Annotated in this window: 14 protein-coding genes; 6 read left to right on the forward strand and 8 right to left on the reverse strand. The window is 36.9% G+C overall.

The window, feature by feature from the left end:
- Window positions 1–86: 86 nt before the first annotated feature.
- From RHP76_RS07125 to queA, 8 genes are all read right to left on the reverse strand, one after another.
- The gene (locus tag RHP76_RS07125; RefSeq protein ID WP_311229827.1) at window positions 87–2,519 is read right to left on the reverse strand and encodes an alpha-ketoacid dehydrogenase subunit alpha/beta; all 2,433 of its coding nucleotides are present in this window, start codon (window positions 2,517–2,519) and stop codon (window positions 87–89) included.
- Window positions 2,520–3,161: 642 nt separating this feature from the next.
- Window positions 3,162–3,956: a hypothetical protein gene (locus RHP76_RS07130; RefSeq protein ID WP_062672043.1), complete on the reverse strand. Its 795-nt coding sequence runs from the start codon at window positions 3,954–3,956 to the stop codon at window positions 3,162–3,164.
- Between the two features lie 250 nt (window positions 3,957–4,206).
- Window positions 4,207–5,184: a polyprenyl synthetase family protein gene (locus tag RHP76_RS07135; RefSeq protein WP_280210162.1), complete on the reverse strand. Its 978-nt coding sequence runs from the start codon at window positions 5,182–5,184 to the stop codon at window positions 4,207–4,209.
- Between the two features lie 71 nt (window positions 5,185–5,255).
- The gene (locus RHP76_RS07140; protein ID WP_311229828.1) at window positions 5,256–6,164 is read right to left on the reverse strand and encodes a YjiK family protein; all 909 of its coding nucleotides are present in this window, start codon (window positions 6,162–6,164) and stop codon (window positions 5,256–5,258) included.
- Window positions 6,165–6,394: 230 nt separating this feature from the next.
- Window positions 6,395–7,345 (reverse strand): sterol desaturase family protein, encoded by a 951-nt coding sequence (locus tag RHP76_RS07145; protein ID WP_062672048.1) that lies wholly within the window; start codon window positions 7,343–7,345, stop codon window positions 6,395–6,397.
- A gap of 74 nt (window positions 7,346–7,419) precedes the next feature.
- On the reverse strand, window positions 7,420–8,454 hold the full coding sequence (gene rlmN, locus RHP76_RS07150) for a dual-specificity RNA methyltransferase RlmN (RefSeq protein WP_120231776.1): 1,035 nt from the start codon (window positions 8,452–8,454) through the stop codon (window positions 7,420–7,422).
- Window positions 8,455–8,486: 32 nt separating this feature from the next.
- Window positions 8,487–8,834, reverse strand: a complete 348-nt coding sequence (locus tag RHP76_RS07155) for a four helix bundle protein (protein ID WP_062672053.1) — start codon at window positions 8,832–8,834, stop codon at window positions 8,487–8,489.
- Between the two features lie 42 nt (window positions 8,835–8,876).
- On the reverse strand, window positions 8,877–9,926 hold the full coding sequence (gene queA / locus RHP76_RS07160; protein WP_034696367.1) for a tRNA preQ1(34) S-adenosylmethionine ribosyltransferase-isomerase QueA: 1,050 nt from the start codon (window positions 9,924–9,926) through the stop codon (window positions 8,877–8,879).
- A gap of 154 nt (window positions 9,927–10,080) precedes the next feature.
- Between queA and RHP76_RS07165 the strand changes: the two genes are divergently transcribed.
- The 6 genes from RHP76_RS07165 to RHP76_RS07190 all read left to right on the forward strand — a co-directional run bounded on the left by RHP76_RS07165 (window position 10,081) and on the right by RHP76_RS07190 (window position 16,682).
- Window positions 10,081–10,575, forward strand: coding sequence for a hypothetical protein (locus RHP76_RS07165; protein WP_311229829.1), 495 nt, complete (start codon window positions 10,081–10,083; stop codon window positions 10,573–10,575).
- 251 nt (window positions 10,576–10,826) lie between these two features.
- The gene (locus RHP76_RS07170; protein ID WP_311229830.1) at window positions 10,827–11,519 is read left to right on the forward strand and encodes an AIM24 family protein; all 693 of its coding nucleotides are present in this window, start codon (window positions 10,827–10,829) and stop codon (window positions 11,517–11,519) included.
- 57 nt (window positions 11,520–11,576) lie between these two features.
- The gene (locus RHP76_RS07175; RefSeq protein WP_311229831.1) at window positions 11,577–13,112 is read left to right on the forward strand and encodes a M61 family metallopeptidase; all 1,536 of its coding nucleotides are present in this window, start codon (window positions 11,577–11,579) and stop codon (window positions 13,110–13,112) included.
- A 222-nt stretch (window positions 13,113–13,334) separates the two neighbouring features.
- Window positions 13,335–14,732: a Gfo/Idh/MocA family protein gene (locus RHP76_RS07180; RefSeq protein WP_062672061.1), complete on the forward strand. Its 1,398-nt coding sequence runs from the start codon at window positions 13,335–13,337 to the stop codon at window positions 14,730–14,732.
- Entirely contained in the window at window positions 14,722–15,636 is a 915-nt protein-coding gene (locus tag RHP76_RS07185) for a nucleotidyltransferase family protein (RefSeq protein WP_311229832.1), read from the forward strand. The genes RHP76_RS07180 and RHP76_RS07185 overlap by 11 nt, the downstream gene beginning before the upstream one ends.
- Entirely contained in the window at window positions 15,627–16,682 is a 1,056-nt protein-coding gene (locus RHP76_RS07190) for a phosphotransferase enzyme family protein (RefSeq protein WP_120231782.1), read from the forward strand. The genes RHP76_RS07185 and RHP76_RS07190 overlap by 10 nt, the downstream gene beginning before the upstream one ends.
- The last annotated feature ends 53 nt before the right edge of the window (window positions 16,683–16,735 follow it).

Consider the following 16,735-nt stretch of genomic DNA (forward strand, 5'->3'; position numbering starts at 1 on the left):
ATAGCTTATCATGGAATAATTTCAATTAAATATAAACAAAAACCGCTCCCCAAAGGAAGCGGTTTTAAATTTATCTAAAATCCCGATTAGAATATCGCTGGATATTTCTGAGGATTTGTTTCATTAAACATTGCGTAGATTTTTTCTACCATATCGTCTGCAGAAGGCTTACTGAAATAATCACCATCACTTGCATAAGCAGGTCTGTGATCATTAGCAGAAATCGTCAACGGATCTGAATCAAGATATCTGAATGCTTTCTGCTTTTCAAGGATCTGCTGTAGGATAAATCCTGTAGTTCCCCCTTGTACATCTTCGTCAATCACGACTAATCTGTTGGTTTTCTTAACACTTTCAGCAATTTCGTGAGATAAATCGAAAGGGATTAACGACTGGATATCAATTACTTCAGCAGAAATTCCTAATTTTTCCAATTCATTAGCGGCTTCCGTTACAATCCTCCATGTAGATCCATAAGTGACCAAAGTAACATCTTTTCCTTCTTTTGTTACTTCAATTTTCCCTACAGGAACAGTGAATTCGCCTAAGTTATCCGGTTGTTTTTCTTTTAATCTGTATCCGTTCAGACATTCTACGATGATCGCAGGTTCGTCAGCCTGAAGCATTGTGTTGTAGAATCCTGCTGCTTTCGTAAGGTTTCTAGGAACCAATACCAAAATACCTTTTGAAAGGTTCAGAATACCAGCCATTGGAGAACCTGAATGCCAGATTCCTTCTAATCTGTGCCCTCTCGTTCTGATAATCAATGGAGCTTTCTGACCTCCTTTTGTTCTGTAATGCACGGTTGCCAGGTCATCACTCATTCCCTGTAAACAGTAAAGAACATAGTCTAAGTATTGGATTTCAGCGATTGGTCTTAAACCTCTCATCGCCATCCCAATTCCCTGTCCAAGAATTGTTGCTTCACGGATTCCTGTATCAGCGATACGTAGAGCACCGTATTTTTCCTGCATTCCTTCCAATCCCTGGTTCACGTCACCGATATTTCCGGTATCCTCTCCAAAGATTAAAGTTTCAGGGTATTTTTCAAAAATTTTGTCAAAATTGTTTCTGATCACCACTCTTCCGTCTACATCCTCAGAGCTGTCAGAATATACAGGATTGATTTCCTGTACGTTTTCAGCCTTCCATTCAGACTGAGAATATAAGTGAGAAGAATAGTTGTCTTTTTCAACAGCAGATACTTCATTGTATTTCTGCATCAGCTGATTTCTTTCCGCAGAATTTGTTCCTCTTGTCGCCAGTAAAGTCTGTCTTACCAAATGGAAAATATCTTTCTTAGCTTTTGAAACTAATTTGTTGAAATGAGCAATATAAGTTTCCACTTCAGCATTTTGTCCTTTAAGATTTTCTACTAAAGGTAAAATAGACTGAATAAGTTCTGAAATAGCTTTCTGATAGTTTTCCCAAGCTACTTTTTGTCCTGTTTTTGCTGCTTTTTTCGCTTCTTCATCTATCGCCTCCAATTCTTCAGCAGTAGCAATTACTTCTTCTTTTCCATCAATTTCGATAGAATAGTTCAGAATCCACTCTTTGAATTTTGCCAGTCCATCATACTCTGCTTCCCAAGCCAGACGTTCTTCGTTTTTATATCTTTCATGAGATCCTGATGTAGAGTGTCCCTGAGGCTGAGTAACGTCTACCACGTGCACTACCACCGGTACACTTTCTGTTCTTGCAAAATGTTCTGCCTTAGCATAGGCATCTAATAATGCTGGATAATCCCAGGCTCTCACCTGGATAATCTCACATCCCTGGTTTTCTCCTTCTTTTCTCTGGAAACCACTTAGCATTTCACTGATATCAGCTTTTGCTCTCTGATTTTTCGTAGGAACTGAAATTCCATATCCGTCATCCCAGATAGAAACGATCATAGGAACCTGAAGAGCACATGCTGCATTCAGAGTTTCCCAGAAGTGTCCTTCTGCTGTAGAAGCATCCCCAATAGTACCGAAAGCAATTTCGTTACCTTCTCTTGAGAATTTTTCTGAACCATCAAATTTTACGCTTTTATAGATCGTTGAAGCCTGAGCCAATCCCAATAATCTTGGCATTTGTCCGGCTGTAGGAGAAATATCGGAAGAAATATTTTTCTGAGCTGTCAAATCTTTCCAGCTTCCGTCTTCATTTAAACTTCTTGTTGCGAAATGCCCGTTCATTTGTCTTCCTGCTGAAGCAGGCTCTCTTTCCACACTGGTATCTGCATACATCTGTGCAAAGAAACTTTCTACTGTTAAGGCATCTATTGCCAATGCAAAAGTCTGATCCCTGTAATATCCTGAACGGAAGTCTCCATTTCTGAAAACTTTCGCCATTGCAAGCTGAGGAAGTTCTTTTCCATCCCCAAAAATTCCAAATTTAGCTTTTCCAGTGAGTACTTCTCTCCTTCCGAGATAAGACATTTCACGAGAGATCCTTCCTAACCTGTAGTCTCCAAGTATTTGATTTTTAAAATCTTGAAAGGATATTTGCTGTGTTTCAATATAGGTTGTTTGCATAGCTAAGTAAAAAAGTTTTTTAATCTTCAAGTATTTTGCTAATATACACTTTTTAAATTAATTTTAATTTTTAATAATCTTTTTTAAAAATTTGATAATAAAAAAAATTGTGCTTTATTTTGAAAAAAATTGTAAAAGATGGAAAAAAAATCACCCCATATCTTGAATGCGTCCAGCAATCTTTTAGGATTTTCATTAATCATTATTACGTCACTGAAAATCTCTAAGATCAGTCAGAATACGTATTTGGACGAATTTGCGGGATTTGCCTGTATTCTTTTTGCCTGTAGCTGTTTCTTTTCATTTCTGGCGATCAGAACTCGTAATAGAAAGCGGGAATCTACGTTTGAGAACATTGCGGATTATTTATTTTTAATCGCTTTATTTTGTATAGTTCTAGCCGTTATTATTGTAACTCTGAAAATTATTTAATTTAAAAATTTCGCTCAATACCGTAATTTAGAGTAATACATAAGGGCAATCATATAAAAATTTGAGAATTCAATAAAAAGCTCTTTCTCATTTTTTACACTGAATCCATATCAGATTCTGAATATAAAAGAGAAAGTGTTCTGTATACATTTCCAGTTTCCTGAAAACATATACAAAACACTTTAGTTTTAATTATAATAAAAGATAGATTTATATCTTCTGAACAGTTACATTGGTGACATTACCGCTTCCAGTAGATCCTGTTTCTGTTGAAATGATCGTAGCATTTTGATTCGGAGCTGCTGTAAAACGAATCTGGTATCCAGCTGTGGGAGCTACCACTACAGTCGTATAATTCATCAGCTCACCTACAGTTCCTGAAGCAGCAACTGCATTATAATGGCTTCCTCTTCCCAGGTAATTAGCATCCGGTACAGGTCTGATACCAATAAGCAACTGAGTATCTGCAGGCATATTGGTAAAACTTGCCTGTAACGTTACCAGATAATTTCCAGGCTGGTTAAAAGTCATCACTCCAGTTCCGGTATTATAGGAATAGAAAGGAGAAGTTGCTATTGGTGCAGCGAATAATAAAGTCGTGATCGTAGAAGAACTGATGTTCTGATTCGCTGCTAAACGCGCATGAAATAGTGAATAAGCAGTAAAGTCTATAGTCTTCAGTACTCCGGTAGCATCAGCTACAACCACCCTGTCAGTTCCTCCGACCCCGATATTTGAATTAATATTACGAATACGGGCATTTCCGGACGCTACATCTAATTTTTCAGTGGGTGAAACTGTTCCAATCCCTACTTTTGCACCTGAAGTTACACTGAAATCATTATCCTGTTGAGCCACAGAAGGAATTCCTGTTGCAGGATTGTCTTTAGAGCCGTCAATATGAAAAGTTGTTTGGGGATTTTGAGTACCTATTCCCACTTGTGCGTACGTGATAAAGCTTGAGCTGATAGCACACGCTATCATCATTGTCTGAATTTTTTTCATTATTTGTTGTTTTTTCTTACGACAAATTAACAAAAATTATATGGAACATCAATGAATTGTTAACAAGCACTTTATGTGAATTATGCAAAATGCTAGTTTACAGCAATTTAATATCATAAAAACACACAGATAATCACAACTGATTGAATTATTGAAAGATAGCTCTATTTATTTCAATAAAATTTACGTACCATACGGGAATAAAAGAAAATAAATGGATAAAAAAATCAGAACGGATAAAATATTAATGTCAGAATTTTCGCTCAATAACATAATCAAGCATAATATGCAACGATTTCCTTGCTTCAGAATCCGGAAATTCATTCAGGATATCTTTTGCTTTCTGCTGAAATTCTTTCATCACTGTAATGGCATAATCCAATCCACCTGAACTTTTAACAAATTCTATAAGCTCCTTTACACGTTTGGGATTGTTATTATATCGTTTTATGGTATCGAAATAATACTTTCTATCTTTTTCAGACGCTATTTTCAAGGTATGAATCAAAGGCAGGGTCATTTTCTGTTCTTTAATATCAATTCCTACAGGTTTACCGATCACGTTTGAACTTAAATAATCAAAAAGGTCATCCTTGATCTGGAATGCCATACCGGTAAAAGTACCGAAATCCATCATCTTCTTGGCAAGAGCTTCGTTTGCATTATTGGAAAGAACTCCTATTTCACAACATGCTGCAATCAGAGTAGCTGTTTTCTGCCGGATAATTTCATAGTAAACCTCTTCTGTGATATCCAGTTTTCTTGCTTTTTCCAGTTGCAGAAGTTCTCCTTCAGACATTTCACGGATGGTTCTGGAAATCACCCCAAGCAGATCATAATCTTTGTGGTCTGTAGATAGTAAAACTGATTTTGACAAAAGGTAATCCCCCACCAAAACCGCAATTTTATTTTTCCACAATGCATTGATTGAAAAGAAATTACGACGTTTAAAACTTTCATCCACCACATCATCATGTACCAGAGTAGCGGTGTGGATCAGTTCGATCATAGAAGCACCGCGGTACGTTTTTTCCGTCACCTCACCCACCAGTTTGGCACAAAGAAAGACAAACATAGGACGCATCTGCTTTCCTTTGGTGGTAACAATAAAACGGGTTACTTTATCCAATAAAGCTACTTTACTCTGCATTGACTCATAAAACTTCTGTTCAAAAAGTTTCATTTCATCATTGATCGGTCGTTTAATCTCTTCTACAATGTTTGCCACAATCTGCGATGCTGGGTGAATAATTATTAATTCTCACAAAGATAATTTTTTTCGCTCAATTTAAAGACAAATTAATCTTTGAGTTGTTCTTTCGGGATAAAATAAAATGAAGGTTTTGTAGTTCCCAACGGAGATCTGAACTTTTCCCCTGAAATATAAATTCCCGTTTCATCTGCACTTATTCCCTCAATTTGTGCTAATGAAAGCGCAGTCCCGAGGTAATAGTGCTTTGGTTTTTCTTTAAAAAATATTCCGGGTTCTGTTTCTGTAAAAATATCTAAAAAGACTTCTGTTTTCTTGGTATATCCTATCAAATAAAGCTTTTTATCAAAATAAGAGGCATCTGTAACTACAAAACCTGTTTTATAGGTTTCTATTTTTTCTGCTTTTTGCAGTTCTGAGAGTTCAGGATCTACAATATAGTGCGAGGTTGCTTTTGAAGCCCATTCTTTGGTAAATAGGTGCAATTTTCCATTCAGATAAATCATAGCTTCTGCATCGAAATCGTTCTTTGTGTTTTTAGCAATAAATTCGGTCTGTTCAGGATAATAAAACAAAATTTTCGTTCCATCTAAGGCCCTTTCCGAACCTGGAATTTTAATGGCATTAGACTCATCGAGACGTTCGTATGGAACTTTGTAAATCGTCAGATCCTTTCTTGTTCCGGTATTGTTTCCGAAATCCCCGATATAAAAATTTTCTCCGTCATTGGCTAACGCTTCCCAATCTGTATTGATTAAATTGGTTTTCAGTATCCTGATAATTTCCCCACTTTTTTTATCCAATTCAAAAAGTTCGGCAGGATTTCCACTGTCATTGAATGTATATAATTTGCCGTTTAAAATATTCAGTCCTGAAGTTTCCTGAATTTTATTATCCAGGTAGTTTATTCTGTATTTTTTTACTTTCAGAAAATCAGTCCGCTGGGAAAATGCAGATTGGCCAACGAAAAGAGCAACAATCAGAAGGAGTTTTTTCATAAGACAAAAATAAGGTTTTATTGTGAGTTAGAGAGTTGAAGAGTTGGAGCTAAAAGCGTTTGCATGTGATGCGAGATACGAGTTTCGGGATGCGGGTTTGAGGGAAGAGTGTGGATTCCTGCGGAATTTAAATATTGTATAGACTTTCAAAAATGCTAATTCTATAAATAGAAAAACGGACTAAAAATAGCCCGCTTTTCCCTTAGATTTCTATTGATTTAAATCAGAAGTTAAGCCGTTTTCTGCTCTTTCTGATTTTGCTGTTGTTCTTTCTTTTGTGCCTGTCTTGCAAAATACTCTTTCTGGTACTGCCTTACGGTTTTTCCTGTTCCGTCATGTCTCCATCCCGGAGAATTAAAGATATAATTGATTCTATCTGTAAATTTTAGCCCTGGCTGCTTAAGATCTTTCCAGATTTTTCTCCATTCATAAAATAATACCGTATCCGGTCTGTTATCCGGCATTTTTGGATAGATTCCATATTTCACGGGTACATTCGGATCTTCTTTTTGGAAGGTTCCAAATATTTTATCCCAGATAATGAGACACATTCCCATATTTTTATCCAGGTATTTTACGTTACAAGCATGGTGTACACGGTGATGAGAAGGCGTTACCAGAATATATTCCAGAAATCCCATACTCTTCACAGTCTGCGTATGCACCCATGTCCCATACACTTGTCCGATGGCGTATGCCACCATGATGTGCCAGGGATTGAATCCTAAAAATGCAAGCGGTGAAAAATACAAATATCTGTAAAGCGGCTGTAATACAGGGCTTCTGAATCCTGTTGTCAGATTAAAATATTCTGAACTGTGATGCGTAATATGTACTGCCCAGAATGCTCTGGAACGGTGGTCCACATAATGCAGCACATAATAGGCAAAGTCTGTGATGATAAAACATGCCAGCAAGTACCATACGCTAAGGTCCCAAGAGAAAAGCCTGTGATGGTAAAAGAAGAACATTACGCCCATGGCAAATGCCTTCATGATAAGGTCAAGACCAAAGTTCATCAATGCAAGATAAACATTGGTGGCAAGATCTTTTCCACTATATAACTTAGCTTCTGAAACGTGGCTGTAAATCATTTCAGCTAAAATAACAGTGGCATGCAATGGGATTGCCCATGCATACACATTTTCCAGCCCGTCCTCGCTCATAAGAAAATCCATCATCACAAAATAATTTGTGCAAAGGTAGGGTTTTAAGCTATTTTTTAAGAAAGTTTTAGGCTTTTTTTAAGGAAATTTTAATCTGTTGTTTTGTTGGCTAACTGTCCGCAAGCGGCATCAATATCACCTCCACGGCTTCTTCTGACCATTACAGTAATCCCTGCATTTTCAAGCTGACGGATATAATTTTCTTCTGCCTGTTTGTTGCACTGGTCATATTTTCCGTCCCCGATCGGATTGTATTGAATCAGATTTACTTTTGAAGGAACCTGTTTGCAGTATTTGATTAAAGCTTTAATGTCCTCATCACCGTCATTGATTCCTTTCCATACGCAGTATTCAAATGTAATAACAGAACCGGTCTTCTGATACCAGTACTGAAGAGCCTCCATAATATCCGTTAATGGGAACTTATCAGAGAAAGGCATAATTTCATTACGCTTGGATTCGATAGCAGAGTGAAGGGATAAAGCCAGCTTCACACGCAGTTCGTCATCTGCAAGCATTTTGATCATCTTAGGAATACCGGATGTAGAAACGGTAATTCTTCTTGGGGACATTCCCAAACCTTCCGGCTGGGTAATTTTTTTGATGGCTTCCACTACGTTTTTGTAATTCATCATCGGCTCTCCCATTCCCATAAATACGATATTGGAAAGCGGTCTGTCGAAATACATTCTACTCTGGCTGTCAATCAGAGCTACCTGATCTACAATTTCAGCAACTTCAAGGTTTCTCATCCTTTTCAGCCTTGCCGTAGCACAGAATTCGCAGTTTAATGAGCATCCTACCTGTGAAGAGACACAGGCTGTAGTTCTTGTTTCTGTAGGAATAAGAACAGATTCCACCATCAGCCCGTCGTGAAGTTTCACTCCGTTTTTGATGGTTCCGTCAGAGCTTTTCTGAAGAAGGTCTACGGAAACAGGATTAATGGTATATTCTTCCGAAATTCTCTCACGAAGTGATTTTGAAAGATTCGTCATTTCGTCAATCGAATGGAGGTTTTTACTCCATAGCCAGTCATAGACCTGTTTCGCACGAAACGGCTTTTCTCCTAAAGATACAAAGTAGTCTTTAAGTTGGTCTAATGATAATGTACGGATATCTTTCATAATATTAAAGAGCCAAGTTAAAAGTAAAAGGTTTAAAGTTTAGTATTGTTAACTATTGCAGCCAAAATGTTTTTCAATTCGTTACTTTCATTCAATAAAGCTTTAAATTCCTCAGAATCATAACCATCTAATTCTTCTAAAACTCTAAGCCAAAAATGACTTTCTCTGGCTTCTCTCAAAGCAATTTTTACTTTATTTTTAAAATCTGCCTTAGAAGATCCTGCCTGGGATTCTTCATAATTAGCGCCTATTGAAGTAGCTGATTTTCCGAGCTGAAATCGTATTAATTTACTTTCAGAATCATTGGGAAGCGTTCTTAAAAACTTAAGACAATCAACTCCAAATGTAAAAGTTCTTATAAGTAAATCATTTTGTCTCATCTCTACTTCTATTACCTTTAACTTGGCTCTTTTTACTTTTTTTTATAGAATTAACATTGCGTCACCATAAGAATAGAATTTATACTTTTCTTTTACGGCTTCTTCATAAGCGTGCATTACGAAATCTCTTCCGGCAAATGCAGCAATCATCATGATCAGAGTAGACTTCGGTGTGTGGAAGTTCGTGATCATTGAGTTCGCTACACCAAAATCGTGAGGAGGATAAATGAATTTGTTTGTCCATCCGTTGAAAGCAGAGATTTTTTTGTTTGAAGAAACAGAAGTTTCCAGTGCTCTCATAGTAGTAGTTCCTACAGCACAAACTCTTCTGTGAGATTCAACTGCTTTATTAATGATGGCAGCGTTTTTCTCATCGATGATAATCTCTTCAGATTCCATTTTGTGCTTGGAAAGATCTTCTACCTCAATCGGGTTGAATGTTCCCAATCCTACGTGAAGGGTAACTTCAGCAAAATTGATTCCTTTGATCTCCAATCTCTTCATCAAATGCTTAGAGAAGTGAAGACCTGCTGTAGGGGCAGCCACTGCTCCTTCTACTTTTGCATAGATTGTCTGATATCTTTCTGCATCTTCCGGCTCTACTGCTCTTTTGATATATTTTGGAAGTGGAGTTTCTCCCAATTCTTTTAATTTCGTTCTGAATTCGTCGTAAGAACCGTCGAATAAGAATCTTAATGTTCTTCCTCTTGAAGTTGTGTTATCAATAACCTCAGCTACCAAAGACTCATCTTCTGTGAAGAATAATTTGTTACCAATTCTGATTTTTCTTGCAGGGTCTACCAAAACGTCCCAAACTCTGGTTTCTTTATCAAGCTCTCTTAATAAGAAAACCTCAATTTTAGCACCTGTTTTTTCTTTATTTCCGTAAAGACGTGCAGGGAAAACTTTTGTATTGTTGAAGATGAACAAATCTTCTTCATCAAAATAATCCACAACATCCTTGAATAATTTGTGCTCGATAGTCTGTGTTTTTCTATCAAGTACCATTAATCTCGCTTCGTCTCTGTGCTCTGATGGGTGTTCTGCTAATAATTCCGCAGGAAGATCAAAATTAAAATCTGATGTTTTCATTTTTTAAATTACGGTTTAAAAATTACTGAAATTACAAGGTGTAATTTTCGGAGTGCAAATATACGACATTGAACACCCCTTTGTCAAGTATTATTTACAATCAAATATAAAACCGTGATTTTACGGGGATTTCCAAGGCATAAAAAGAGTATTTTTGGAAAAATTAAAATTCAACATGGAATCTGTAAGTAAAATATACTTCATTGATAATCCGTATCCTAATGGCCACAAAATTGAAACCTTTAGCTGGAACGGGCGGATTGATGAATATGGATTTATCTGGTTTGATTTTCATTTAAAAACTGAAAATTATTACGCCAATGACGATGAAAACGGGGAAGAAGACGACGAAGATCTGTCCGACTGGGACTCCAAAATCGTATGGAGAAACTATCATGCCTGTACACTCTCGTCCAACTATTGGAGTGAACAGAGAGGAATCAGAATTAATAACCTTGATGAAAAATTAGATTTCGATGCTGTTGTTCAAAATGATCTTTTCAGTAATGATCTTCCGTCTGAACAACATTCTGATGATGATCTTGCTTTCAACATCTACCTGCTGGGACATGATAGCTGTGCAGGACATCAGATCCGGTTTTCAAAAAAGAGAATAACCGATATGATATTACATGGACGGGCAAAATAGCACTGACCTACGCAGGCGATTATGAGTTTTCACATGATTTCAAAGCAGAAATTTTCAATACTGAATTTGAAGGTTTTCATTATCCTAAAACATGGTCATTAGAAAAAGCAACTGAAATGTTCAAAACCAGACTTGCCAATTTTGAAGCGTATGAATTTGTAGATCTGAATCCTAAAAGTAACAAAAGGGAGTATAAACTCGACAAACTAAAGTAATAACACTATAAAAACAGCCAATTAAAAAATATCATTATGAGTAAATATTCAATTGAAGCATTTATCAACGAAACGAAAGAAAATCCGCAGCAAAGAGATTATTTTGAACTGGAAACGAAACATCTTCTGGAAATCAACCTTAACAATCAGGCAGTATGGACGAAAAGAGGAAGCATGGTAAGCTATGTGGGAAATATCAATTTTGAAAGACAGGGAATGCTGTCCGGAGGAATTGGAAATCTTTTAAAGAAAGCTATCAGCGGTGAAGGAGCCAGGCTGATGAAAGCAGAAGGAACCGGAAAACTATATGTTGCAGATTCCGGGAAGAAAGTCCGTATTCTGTATCTGAATAATGAATCTGTTTGTGTAAACGGAAATGATATCCTTGCCCACGAACAAAGCGTCAAAAGCGATATCACCATGCTGAAAAGTATTGCAGGAATGATGTCCGGAGGACTTTTTCAGGCAAAACTTTCAGGAACGGGACATATTGCCATTACAACTCACGGAGATCCTCTTACATTGTTGGTTACTCCAGATACTCATGTTTTCACAGATCCTAATGCTACTGTGGCATGGTCCGGAAACCTAAGCCCGGAACTGAAAACGAATGTTTCTTTCAAAAGTCTTATCGGCAGAGGAAGCGGCGAAGAGTTTCAGATGAAATTTTCAGGACATGGATGGGTACTGATTCAGCCTTATGAGGAGGTATACTATATGGAAAAATAAGACCAACAAAACTTAGAAGTGATTTAGAATTTTCGTAATAATTAAGATTTGCAGCCCATGAATACCCTTATAAAGCTATTTTTTGTGGTCATCATACTACCTAGCCTGATGATTGCCCAGACTTCAAAGAAAAATTACGAATATTCTATAGATCTTCTTCATATGTCCAATGATGAAGTCCGGGTATCTCTTTCGCCTCCAAAGAATAATCTTAAACAGGGCAAATTTATCATTCCCAAACTGATACCCGGGTTTTATCAGGCTATGAATTTCGGACAATATGTTTCTGATTTCACCGCCACCGATAAAAACGGTAAAAAAGTAGTAACCGAACGTCTGGATAAAAACAGCTGGATGGTACATAATCTCAATCGTGTAAAGAAAATATCTTATCAGGTAGCTGACGGGTGGGACTCTTTGGAAAAAGAATCTAACGAAGCCAGATCTGCCGGCAGCATGTTTATAAAAGACAGTGTTTTTGTCATCAATTATAATTCTTTAGTGGGATATTTTGAAGAACTAAAAGATATTCCTTATAAGATTACCATTACAAAGAATAAGGATTTCTACGCATCTTCTGCTTTAAATTATCAACAGAAAAATAAGAATACGGATATGGTTTGGGCAAAGGATTACCGTGAACTGGTAGATTCTCCTGTTTTATATTCCGTTCCTGATACCACCTGGCTGAAAATAGGTCATACCAAAGTACTTGTCTCATTCTACAATAAAAAGGAAAGACATTACTCCAAAACGATTGCTCACGAAATAGAAAATATTCTGAAAAATCAGCAGGCTTATCTTGGCGGAACATTACCTGTCAACAAATATGCTTTTCTGATTTATTATGAATCTTCCAATGAGAACGGATTTTTAGGAGACGGACTTGAACATTCCCACTCTACGGTCTGCCTGTACCGTTCCGGAAGTATGAAGTTTCTTCCAAATGCTCTGAACAGAGTGGCTTCCCATGAGTTTTTCCATGTTGTTACTCCACTCAACATTCATTCAGGGGAAATTCAGCATTATGATTTCCTGAATCCTGTCATGTCTAAACATTTGTGGCTATACGAAGGAATGACGGAGTATGCTACCGTTCATATGCCTATCAAACAAAAAATGATCAGTCTGGAAGATTTTGAAAAAAGTCTGGAAGAAAAGATCAAAGGTATGAAAGCATTTGACAATACTCTATCTTTAACAGAAATGAGTAAAAAATCTATGGAAAGACAGGATCAGTATATGAACTTTTATATGAAAGGAGCATTACTCGGGTTATGTCTGGATATAAGACTAAGAGAACTTTCTAACGGGAAAATGGGAACTCAGGATCTGATGCAGATGCTTATGAAAAAGTATGGAGCAGGTAAATATTTTAATGATGATGAACTTTTTGATGAGATTACCAAAATGACTTATCCCGAAATACAGACTTTTTTTAGAGATTTCGTACAAGGCACTCAACCCATTCCTTTAAAAGAGTATCTGGAAAAAGCAGGATTCAACTATGATGAAGCTACCGGAAAGGTAACTCCTGTTTCCAACCCCGATTCAAAACAGATTGCATTAAGAAAAGCCTGGATCAATCAATAAATTTTCACACATATAACAAAATATGTAAAAAAAATATAAATGATCAAAATAGAGAAAAAAGCGAAAATTAATAATCCATACGTCAACAATTCCAAAATCATTCAACTTTAAAATCCAACAAGCTACAAATTCTCACCAACTACTTCTGTTTCTTCATTCTCCTATTATCTATCACTTTATCGGGATTTACAAAAGTTTTAATATATTTAAGAAAAAAAATAGATGAACAATAGTAACTCCCGCAGAAACTTTCTTAAGACTGCAGCTTTAGCAAGCTTTGGGGCATTGGTTTTACCCAATTCTTTATTTGCTTATTCCAATGATTTTAAAACGGATAAAAAAGTCCGCGTCGGTTTTATCGGTGTAGGCCTTCGTGGCCAGGAGCATGTAAAATTACTGGCAAAACGTAATGATGTAGAGATTGTTGCGTTTGCAGATCCGGAAAAAAGAATGCTTGCTGCTTCTCAAAAAATCTTAAAAGACAACAATAAACCGGCTGCTCAGGAGTTTTCCAACGGGGAATATGACTATCGAAATCTTTTAAAATTAAAAACTATAGACGCTGTTGTGATTGCTACTCCATGGGAATGGCATCTTACCCAGGGCGTAGAAGCTATGCGTGCTAAAAAAATTGTGGGCATGGAAGTTTCCGGGGCTATAAAGCTTCAGGACTGCTGGGAATTTGTAAAGGTATATGAGGAAACGAAAGTTCCTATCTTCATGATGGAAAACGTGTGTTACCGCAGAGATATTATGGCCATCCTGAATATGGTCCGTAAAGGAATGTTCGGAGAGCTGGTGCATGGAAGAGGTGGTTATCAGCATGATCTGAGAGGCGTTCTTTTCAATGATGGAGTTAATCCGTACAATTCCGGGGCTGAATTTGGAGAAAAAGGATTCAGTGAAGCAAAATGGAGAACCGAACATTATGTAAAGCGTAATGGAGAGCTTTATCCTACCCATGGATTAGGTCCGGTTGCGATGATGATGGATATCAACAGAGGAAATCGTTTAACGAGGCTTTCTTCATTCTCATCAAAATCTGTAGGCCTTCATAAATATATTGTTGAACATCCAAAAGGAGGAGAAAACCATCCTAGTGCCAAAGTAAAATTCAACCAGGGAGATATTGTAACCACACAGATTGCCTGTGCCAATGGAGAAACTATCCTTCTTACTCATGATACAAGTTTGCAGAGACCATATGATCTTGGCTTCAGAGTTCAAGGAACTGAGGGATTGTGGCAGGATTTCGGATGGGGAGATTTCAACCAGGGACATATCTATTTTGAAAAAACAATGAACCATACCCACCGTTGGGATAATACTGAAAAATGGATGAAAGAATATGATCATCCAATGTGGAAGAAGTTTGAAACTACCGCTGCAGGCGCCGGACATGGCGGGATGGATTTCTTTGTAATGAATACTTTTATTGAATGTATCAAACGAAATATAGAATTCCCGATGGATGTATATGATCTTGCCCTATGGTATTCTATAACCCCATTGAGTGAAGAGTCTATTGCCAAAGGTGGTCAGGTAGTTGATATCCCTGATTTTACCAATGGAAAATGGAAAACCCGTAAACCTGTATTTGGAATGACTGATGAGTTCTAAGAAGACATTACTCATATTAGCAGGTGGATTAGGCAGTAGGTACAAAGGACTTAAACAAATAGACGGAATACTTGATAACGGTTCCCCGATTCTTGAGTATTCTATCTTTGATGCTCTGGAAGCCGGTTTCCAAAAAGTAGTTATTATTGTCAACAAACTGATTCCTGAAAGTTATATTGAAAGGCTCAACAGCATTTCAAAAGCTAAAAATTTTGAATTGCTTTGGGTATATCAGGAGATAGATACCATTCCTATTTCACTGGAAGGCTTTGATTATCCGGATCGTGAGAAACCATGGGGAACTGCTCATGCTGTACTTTGTGCCAAATATTCAATACAGGAACCTTTTGTGATGATCAATGCAGATGATTTCTACGGAAAAGAAGCCTATCGACTGGCTGCTGATGAAATTAACCATCATTATATTTCAGATACACAATTAGGGATGATTGCTTATCCTGTGGGTACAACATTGAGTGGCAACGGTGCTGTAGCAAGAGGAATATGTACGTTGGATGCTGAAAATTATCTGATTAAAGTAGAGGAACAAACTTCTATTCAAAAGATCAATCATTCAATCATTTATGTTGAAAACGGAGAAAATATAAAATTAGATCCCGAAACATTGGTATCCATGAACTTTTTTATTTTCCATCCTCATATTTTTTGTTATCTGGAAGCCTATTTCTATGATTTCATAGAATCTGATCCACTGCCCAATCAGGAATTTTACATTCCTTCCGCAGTACAAAAAATGATGAACGAAAACAGAGTCAAAGTAAAAGTGAAAGCCTCTCCATCCCGATGGATGGGAGTTACCTATGCTGACGATAAAAAGGAAATTATAGATTTTCTGACTTCAGAGATTAAAAATAACAGATACCCGGAAGATTTATGGAGCTAAATGATATTATTGCTGCTTTTATAACTACGAATAATTACGAACTCACTTCTATTACTGATGGATTGATCAATACCACTTATCTTTTGGAGAATAAAGATCAGGGAAAAAAGTTTATTCTGCAGAAAATCAACAATCATGTTTTTAAACAGCCGGAAGTGGTCGTTAATAACCATTTAATGATCAATGAAGTGCTCAGGTCAAATAATTATCAATTTGAAATTATAGAACCTATTCCTTCTCTTACCGGTAAAATTCTGGTAAAAGATAAAAATGGTCAGCCATGGCGTATGTTAAGTTTTGTAGAAAACAGCACTACATTCCTTACTGCTCCCTCCTTACAGACGGCTTTTGATGCGGCTAAAACCTTCAGTTATTTTCTCAATACGGTAAATACTGAACAATTACCTGCCATTGAAGATTCTCTTCCCAATTTCCTCAATTTTGAGAAGAGGGTTGCAGATTATAAAGACTCTCTAAAAAATGCAGAGCCTTATTTTATAGAAAATGCTAAGACTGAAATAGAAATCACCAACCAGCTTTTGTCCTTACCTGACCGATGGATTGAAATGGAGAAAAACAACCAGATCCCTAAAAGGATTATTCATGCCGATGTAAAAATCAGTAATATTCTCTTTGATCAGAACCGTAATCCATTAGCTGTGATTGATCTTGATACCATGATGATTTCTACTATTTTGTATGATTTTGGAACCATGATTCAGTCTTACACCAATACAACACAGGAAGATGACGGGACAGCCCAAAACAATTTCAACCCTGAAATGTATAAGGTAGTAAAAGAGGGATTCTTATTTCATTTAAAGGAAAAGCTGACGCCTGAAGAATATGAGAATCTTGATTATGCAGCACAAGTCGCTATTTATATTCAGGAACTTCGCTTTTTAACAGATTACCTTAACGGAAGTACCTACTATTCTATCATGCATCCTGAACATAATCTGGACAGGACAAAAAACCAGCTGGAACTGTTGAAGGGATTGAGAGAATATCTGGAAGCTAATGGGTTTCAGAGTGGGAAAGTTTGAGGGTTAGTTTTGTAAGACCATAGATTTCTAAAAAATGACAAAGGGTGCATATA

This window comes from Chryseobacterium sp. SG20098 (assembly GCF_031844745.1).
Classification (GTDB): Bacteria; Bacteroidota; Bacteroidia; order Flavobacteriales; family Weeksellaceae; genus Chryseobacterium; species Chryseobacterium cucumeris.